We start from the raw sequence: 7,575 nt of genomic DNA, 5'->3' as shown, positions 1-7,575 counted from the left end.
CGTCTGCGGGAAGTGGCATGATCACGTTGTAGTTGCTTGTATAGCAGGCGTTGTAACTATCTGCCAGCAAGCATCTACGGGTAATGGCATGATTATGTAGTAATTGCTTGTATTGCAAGTGTTATAGCTATCTGCCAGGAAGTGGCTGCGGGTAATGGCATGATCACGTTGTAGTTGCTTGTATCGCAAGCATTGAAACTATCTGCCAGCAAGCTGCTGCGGGTAGTAAGATGTACGCCGTGCGACGATTATTTGCTAATGGTTTTCTTGAGAGTCAGCTATGAAATATTGTAACCCGCCGCCTGCACGCATCTGCAGGCCACGGATTTCCTTTTAACATGAAACCAAAAATCTGAATCTTTTTTTCTAAACCCAAACCAAAAATCTGAACTATGAGAACACAATCAATTCCTGTGCTCTGCTGCATGGCAGCGGCTTTCCTCTTTGCGTCCTGTCAAAAAAATAACGGACAAAAAGAAGCGCAGCCAGATCCTGTATCAGCAGAAGTGTTAGCCCAGATCAAAGCAAATGGCTTCAGCACAGAGAACGTATTAAAAACAGAAGACGGCTACCTGGTGGAAGGAGATATCCTGCTCACTGCTGCTCAACTGAAGGAATCCGTTAGCAGTCCTGTTTTAAGGGTTGCGCAAACAGAACAGTACCGCACCAATTACCTGGTAACCGCATTGCCCCGCGTAATTAAGGTAAAGGTAACCGGACTGGGCGCGGCGTTCATTGCCGGCACAGATACCGCCATTGCACGGTACAACCGGCTCGGACTGCGTATTACTTTTCAACGTATTACCAGCGGTACGGCCAACATCACCATACAGGGTTTCAACCAGGGGCCCAGCGGTGGCTACATCACACTCGGATCATCTGGCTTTCCTACCAGTAGCGGTAATCCTTACAACACTATCAAGATGAACACGAACCAGTATGCCTATGGTTCCAATCCAAATGTATTGTATGTAGGTTCTGTGATTCAGCATGAAATCGGACACTGTATCGGTATGCGGCATACCGATTATATGGACCGTTCCTACAGCTGTGGTGGTACGCCTACCAATGAAGGCGCCAGCAATGTAGGCGCCGTATACATTCCAGGCACGCCTTCTGCACCAGATGCCAACTCCTGGATGCTCGCCTGTTCCAACGGGGGCAACCGCACCTTCAATGCCAATGATATCATTGCGCTGAATTATTTGTATCACTAATCGTTGCATGAGCTGATCTGTTAACGCATTTCCGGGGCCGGAATTTTTGGGGCAGGGAAAGGATTTCCTCCGTATTCTTTGTTGAATTAAATTTCCTGTAACCATCAATTCCGCTCCGGAAATGCACTGGTGCATATCTATACTCCGGTACAGATGGCCGGTTCATCTATTTTTTTTGCTGGTTGATGTGATTCTCTTCATCTCATCACCGATTAAAAAATGATACGATGGAAAACACCCGTAAACAATTTCTGAAGCAATTGTTCATCAGCGCTGCCGCGTACCCGTGCTGATAGAGGCCTGCAAAGCGGGTGGTTCATCATCTATCATAATAAACCTGATCTCCATCACTTACACCTGTAATTGTAAAGAAATAGCATATGCCCCGTTGTCTTCGCTGATCTGCAGTTCATATTTATCGGGATACAGATGATCCAGTCGTTGCCGGGTATTCGAAATGCCAATTCCTGTGCGGTTGGTATCTGGTGAGATGCGGAACAATTTATTGCTGCAATAAAAATGGATCTTATTTTCTGTTGTCTGCAGCAGGATGGTGATTTCGGAAGGTTCGTGGTTGCTCACTCCGTATTTAAAGGCATTTTCGAGAAAGGGGAGAAGTACCAGCGGTGCAATACACTTGATACCAGGGCTGCCGGTGACAGCGAAATTGACTTTGGTTTTTGTAGTGAGCCGGAGTTTCTGAAGATCAATATAATCCCGCAGACAGTCAATCTCGCTTTCCAGCAGTACGTAGTCGTCTCTCGTATCCTCGGTGACATAGCGCAGCATATTGGACAACTTCATGATACTCATGGCGGTGTGGTCGCTGCGCGTAATGGCGAGGGAGTAAATATTGTTAAGGGTATTAAACAGGAAATGCGGGTTGATCTGGGCTTTCAGAAAAGATAGTTCTGCCTGGGTTTTACGGGTTTCAGCGTACAGGGCTCTTTTCTCTGTTTGCCGCCAGCGATGCGTGGTTTCAATGGCAATACTCAGCGCGATGGTGAGCAGGAACAGGAAATCGCTGACAATATCGATCCGCATAGGTGGCCGGTGTGGAGGTTCCATACCCTCAGGGCCACGGGGTATCTCTCCGGGCGGTGGTTGTGGTTGCCATTGCTCCTCCCTGGCGGGGTGCGGTAACTTTGAAAACAGGTGGTCATATGGCCGCATATGATTGACCATTACCAGCAACAGGAAAACGGAAAGGAAATATAATACGTGCAGCTTCCGGAAGTAGAGCCGTGGAAACAGGAACGTTGTATGAAAATAGAAGAGTGCTACATAGGTTACCAGGAAAACCAGGTAATCTGTAGAGAATAAAATGGAGAGTGCTTTACTGTCGCCCGTTTGCCCGCTGATAAACAGCAGGGGCAGACCCAGGCAAATCAGCCACCCCGTGATATGTGCGATTACTACCGATGATTTTAACCGGAACATTTGCGACAGATAGATATGGGGATGAAATTCACGCATTCCGTCCGGATAGCAAACATGTTCTCTTTAAATCGCTGGTTTATGTCGATGAATGATCAGAAACACGGGGTTATCTTTTCCTCCCTCCCCGAATTATAGTAAATTGCCTGTTTTATAAAAAGAATATCAGATATGTTGCAACGAATCGTGAAACCGGTGCTGTTATTGGTACTTGTGGTACTAAGCACGCACACTTATGCTACGGAGGGGATGTGGCTGCCTCAGCTGCTTTCCGGTCTCAATGAAAAGGAGATGAAGGGAATGGGCATGAAAATCAGTGCCTCGGATATTTACAACATCAACAAAGGAAGTCTGAAAGATGCCATCGTAAGCTTTGGCGGCTTCTGTACCGCAGAAGTGATCTCTGAGCAGGGATTACTGCTCACCAATCACCATTGCGGGTATGATGCCATCCAGAAACATTCTTCCCTGCAGAATAACTTCCTGGAAAATGGCTTCTGGGCTAAAACTGCGGTAGAGGAACTACCCAACCCGGGCCTTTTTGCCACTTTTATTGTCCGGATCGACGATGTCACCAAAGCGGCTTTGCAGGATGTAAAGCCAGGCATGAGTGAAAGAGAGCGGCAATCTGCTATCGATAAACGATTGAACGAAATCCGCCAGAATGCCCGCAAGGAAAGCTGGCAGGAAACCCTGGTAAAGCCTTTCTATGAAGGCAACCAGTATTTCCTGTTTGTCACCGAAACTTACCGGGATGTACGCCTGGTAGGCGCACCTCCTTCTTCTATCGGGAAGTTTGGCTCCGATACCGACAACTGGGTATGGCCCCGTCATACCGGCGATTTCTCCATGTTCCGGATCTATGCCGGTAAAGATGGCCGCCCCGCGCCTTATTCCAAAGATAATGTGCCTTTAAAGCCTAAATATGCACTCTCCATTTCCCTGAAAGGTGTGAAGCAGAACGACTTCACCATGGTAATGGGTTTTCCTGGCCGCACCACAGAATACCTGCCTTCCGAAGGGGTAAAACAAACGGTGGAAGTATTGGATGCCGCTAAAGTTGAAATGCGCGATGCCGCCCTCAAAATCATGGATGGCTACATGCGTAAAGATGCACAGATCAAAATTCAATATGCCGCAAAATTTGCAGGTACTGCCAACTACTGGAAAAAGTGGAAAGGAGAAATGCTGGGTGTAAAACAAACCAATGGCATTGGCAGAAAACTGCAGTATGAAGCTACTTACCGCCAGCTGCTGGAAACAAATCCGGCCTGGAAACAACAATATGCCGGTGTGCTGGATTCCCTGAACGGTTACTACCAACAGATCCAGCCGTATGCACAAACCCGCGACTATTTCAGCGAACTAACCAAGAACGTAGAACTGTTTGATGTAGGCGACCGTCTCATCAACTTCCTCAATAACGTACACGAAAGAGGGGAAGCACAGTATGAGACCATGCGGCAGCAGTTCCTGGAGTCTATGCAGCCATTTTACCAGAACTATAACGCCACAGTCGATCATGATGTAGCGGTGAGCCTGCTGGCACTGTATGCCAAAGGTGTTCCTGCACAATATGCCGGTACTGAGTTTACACAGATCTGGCAGGAAAATAACAAAGACAGCCGTCTCCTGGCTGATAAACTCTACGCTACTTCGGGACTAACCTCCATGGATAAACTGAAAGCATTTGTACAGCAACCCTATAATACCGTGGTAGCACAAATGTGGACAGATCCGGCCGCCCGCCTCGTTATGGCGATGCGTAAAGGTTATGTGGATAATGTAAGCCGCCCGCTGGCCGATCTGCAATCCAATATCAATAACCTGCAGCGCACTTATATGCAGGCACAGATGGAAGTAATGCGCAGCAAGAAAACCTTCTACCCCGATGCCAACAGCACGCTTCGCGTTACCTATGGCAAAGTAGACGGCTACAACCCGCGTGATGCTATCCACTATGATTTCTATACCTACCTGGATGGCGTAATGGAAAAATACATCCCGGGTGATTATGAATTTGATGTACCAGCCAGACTGATAGAGTTGTATAAGAAGAAAGACTATGGCCGCTACGGCGTAAATGGTAAAATGCCTGTTTGTTTTATTGCCTCCAACCACACTACCGGCGGTAATTCCGGCAGCCCTGCACTGGATGCTTCGGGCCACCTGATAGGATTGAACTTTGACCGTACCTGGGAAGGTACGATGAGCGATATCAATTACGATCCGTCTATCTGCCGTAATATCATGGTAGATATCCGCTACGTGCTATTTATTATAGATAAATATGCAGGATGTACCCGGTTGATCGATGAGATGAAGTTGCTGTAATCATTATTGCAATAACAAAAATGCCGCTCAATTATTGAGCGGCATTTTTGCTTATATTTTACATTCGTATACGATAGAACTACACCTATCCACTGTTTTCAGCCCTTTGCGATAGGAGCGGAAGCCGTGGAAGAATCCTTGCAGCAGCCGGCTTTTGCCGGTTTTATATTTTTCGCTGAGCAGGCTTACATAAAAACCGTCGAACACCATCGGATGTTTTTTGGCCAGCCTGATATGGTGCTGGTTCAGTAACTTTTCCATGGAATCGGGAGAGAAATGATACAGGTGGCGGGGTACATCATAGGCCGCCCAGTATTCCTTATAATAACCGGCATCAGAGGAAGTATAGTTGGGCACTGCAATAAGCAGGGAGCCGCCTGGTTTCAGGAGGGTACGGATATGATCCAGGTAACCGTGCAGTTCGTGCACATGTTCCAGCACATGCCACATGGTAATCACATTAAACTGTTGCGATGGTAAGCTATACAGCTGCTCAATCGGTAACGCATCAATATTGTAGATCTCTTTGGCGTTGCGGCGTGCATTTTCATCCGGTTCCAGACCGGTAACAGTCCAGCCGCCGGTTTGCATATAGTGCAGAAAGGCGCCGGTGCCACTGCCGATATCCAGGAGTGTACCTGTTTTGATACCAGCAGCATTGCGTACCCAGTTCTGTTTGGAACGCAGGGTTATTTTCCGGACGCTGTGATATAAGCGGTTAATGAGCCCCTGCTTTGTTTCAGAGTGGGAAATATATTCCTGCGACTGGTAGTAGCGTCCAATATTGGCGCCGTCGGGCACATTCTGTGTAAAACGGCCACCACAGCCTCCGCAATGGAAGATGGGGAAGGTTTCTTTGGATACAGTATAGTCTTTGGCAGTAAGCGCTTCATGTATCTGTGAAGATCCACAAAGCGGACAAGTGTTGTGATAGATTAAACTCATTTGTTTGTTGAATACGCTTATATAATTATTTATACTCTCCCCATACTTCTCTCAGCACATCTGCTATTTCTCCCAGGGTACATAACTGTTCCACTGCGGTCACTACCAGGGGCATCAGGTTTTCGCTGGTGCCAGCCGCCTGCCGGATGTTGGCCAGCGCCTGTTGTACCGCCGTGTTATCGCGGCGTTCCCGGAGAGATCGTAACCGGTCCGACTGTAAAGTACGGATACTATCGTCTATACGGAAAACGGGTGGTGCAGCCTGGTCTGCCGCCGTAAATTTATTGACACCGATGATTATTTTCTCATTATTTTCTATTTCCTGCTGATAGCGGTAAGCGCTGCGGGCAATTTCATCCTGGATGAAACCCTGTTCTATGGCGCTTACAGCGCCACCCATAGCATCAATTTTATGGATCAGTTCCCAGGCTTTGCTTTCCACTTCGTTGGTAAGCGCTTCCACATAAAACGAGCCAGCCAAAGGATCCACGGTGTCTGCCACCCCACTTTCGTAGCCAACAATCTGTTGGGTACGGAGTGCAATGCGTGCTGCTTCTTCCGTGGGTAAAGACAGCGCTTCATCGAAGCCGTTGGTATGCAGGGATTGGGTGCCGCCCATAGTGGCTGCCAGCGTTTGGATGGCCACCCGGACAATATTGTTCTGTGGCTGTTGTGCAGTAAGTGTGCTGCCGCCCGTTTGTGTATGGAAACGCAGCATCTGCGCTTTGGCATCGGTAGCGCCCAGCTCTTTGGTGATGTTCGCCCACATACGCCTGGCGGCGCGGAACTTCGCTACTTCTTCAAACAGGTGGTTGTGTGCATTGAAAAAGAAGGAAAGGCGTTTGGCAAATACATTGATGTCCAGTCCTACTTCCAGTGCCGCTTTCAGATAGGCCTTCCCGTTAGCCAGTGTAAAAGCCAGCTCCTGCACTGCATTGGCGCCTGCTTCCCGGATATGATAACCGGATATGGAGATGGTATTCCACTTCGGTACCTCTTTGCTGCAATAGGCGAAAATGTCTGTAATCAGCCGCATGGAGGGTTTGGGAGGATAAATAAATGTGCCCCTGGCAGCGTATTCTTTCAGAATATCGTTCTGGATGGTACCGGAAATCTTTTTCAGGTCAGCGCCCTGGCGTTTCGCAAGGGCAATGTAAAAGGCCAGCAGGATGAAACCGGTGGCATTAATAGTCATAGAAGTAGAGATCTGTTCCAGGGAAATTCCTTTAAACAGTATTTCCATATCTTCCAGTGAATCGATGGCTACGCCTACTTTTCCCACTTCTCCTTCCGACATGGCATGATCCGAATCATAACCGATCTGGGTAGGCAGATCAAACGCCACACTCAGTCCCATTACACCCTGACTCAACAAATAGTGATATCGTTTGTTGGATTCTTCTGCGGTACTAAAGCCTGCATACTGCCTCATGGTCCACAGTTTATCGCGGTACATGGTTGCGTGTATGCCACGGGTATAAGGAAAGGCGCCGGGTTGTTCTTCCATAGGCACCGGCTGTGTATACAGCGGCGCTATAACAATGCCTGAATCGGTTTGAATGGTCTTTTCCATAGTATCAAAAACTAGCGTTGCAATGTTACATAATTATTATGGTACTTCGCCGCTGAGAAAAATATTGAT

5 protein-coding genes are annotated in these 7,575 nt (G+C 47.8%); 2 read left to right on the top strand and 3 right to left on the bottom strand.

Translation table 11 applies throughout. From position 1 onward, the window contains the following. Positions 1-392 precede the first annotated feature (392 nt). Positions 393-1,217: a M57 family metalloprotease gene (locus tag BMW79_RS27720; protein ID WP_218150465.1), complete on the top strand. Its 825-nt coding sequence runs from the start codon at positions 393-395 to the stop codon at positions 1,215-1,217. Between the two features lie 351 nt (positions 1,218-1,568). On the opposite strand, the gene BMW79_RS27715 is transcribed toward BMW79_RS27720, so the two are convergent. Beyond that, positions 1,569-2,693 carry a sensor histidine kinase gene (locus BMW79_RS27715; protein ID WP_089900925.1) on the bottom strand — a complete coding sequence of 375 codons (1,125 nt, stop codon included), beginning with the start codon at positions 2,691-2,693 and terminating at the stop codon, positions 1,569-1,571. Between the two features lie 132 nt (positions 2,694-2,825). Here BMW79_RS27715 and BMW79_RS27710 point away from each other — a divergent pair, with 132 nt between their 5' ends. Beyond that, on the top strand, positions 2,826-4,988 hold the full coding sequence (locus tag BMW79_RS27710) for a S46 family peptidase (RefSeq protein ID WP_089900922.1): 2,163 nt from the start codon (positions 2,826-2,828) through the stop codon (positions 4,986-4,988). A gap of 51 nt (positions 4,989-5,039) precedes the next feature. On the opposite strand, the gene BMW79_RS27705 is transcribed toward BMW79_RS27710, so the two are convergent. Both BMW79_RS27705 and BMW79_RS27700 read right to left on the bottom strand, forming a co-directional pair. Further along, the gene (locus BMW79_RS27705; protein WP_089900919.1) at positions 5,040-5,933 is read right to left on the bottom strand and encodes a class I SAM-dependent methyltransferase; all 894 of its coding nucleotides are present in this window, start codon (positions 5,931-5,933) and stop codon (positions 5,040-5,042) included. A 25-nt stretch (positions 5,934-5,958) separates the two neighbouring features. After that, complete coding sequence (locus BMW79_RS27700) at positions 5,959-7,506, bottom strand: acyl-CoA mutase large subunit family protein (RefSeq protein WP_089900916.1); 1,548 nt, start codon at positions 7,504-7,506, stop codon at positions 5,959-5,961. Positions 7,507-7,575: the final 69 nt, after the last annotated feature.

This window comes from Chitinophaga arvensicola (assembly GCF_900110835.1).
GTDB classification, from domain to species: Bacteria; Bacteroidota; Bacteroidia; order Chitinophagales; family Chitinophagaceae; genus Chitinophaga; species Chitinophaga arvensicola.
The sequence above is the reverse complement of the archived record's forward strand: the minus strand, read 5'-3'. Positions and strand labels throughout refer to the sequence as shown.

Bases quoted from the DNA above. Each gene is read 5' to 3' on its own strand.
- BMW79_RS27710 (WP_089900922.1), top strand. From the start codon at position 2,826: ATGTTGCAACGAATCGTGAAACCGGTGCTGTTATTGGTACTTGTGGTA.
- BMW79_RS27715 (WP_089900925.1), bottom strand. From the start codon at position 2,693: ATGCGTGAATTTCATCCCCATATCTATCTGTCGCAAATGTTCCGGTTA.
- BMW79_RS27705 (WP_089900919.1), bottom strand. From the start codon at position 5,933: ATGAGTTTAATCTATCACAACACTTGTCCGCTTTGTGGATCTTCACAG.
- BMW79_RS27700 (WP_089900916.1), bottom strand. From the start codon at position 7,506: ATGGAAAAGACCATTCAAACCGATTCAGGCATTGTTATAGCGCCGCTG.
- BMW79_RS27720 (WP_218150465.1), top strand. From the start codon at position 393: ATGAGAACACAATCAATTCCTGTGCTCTGCTGCATGGCAGCGGCTTTC.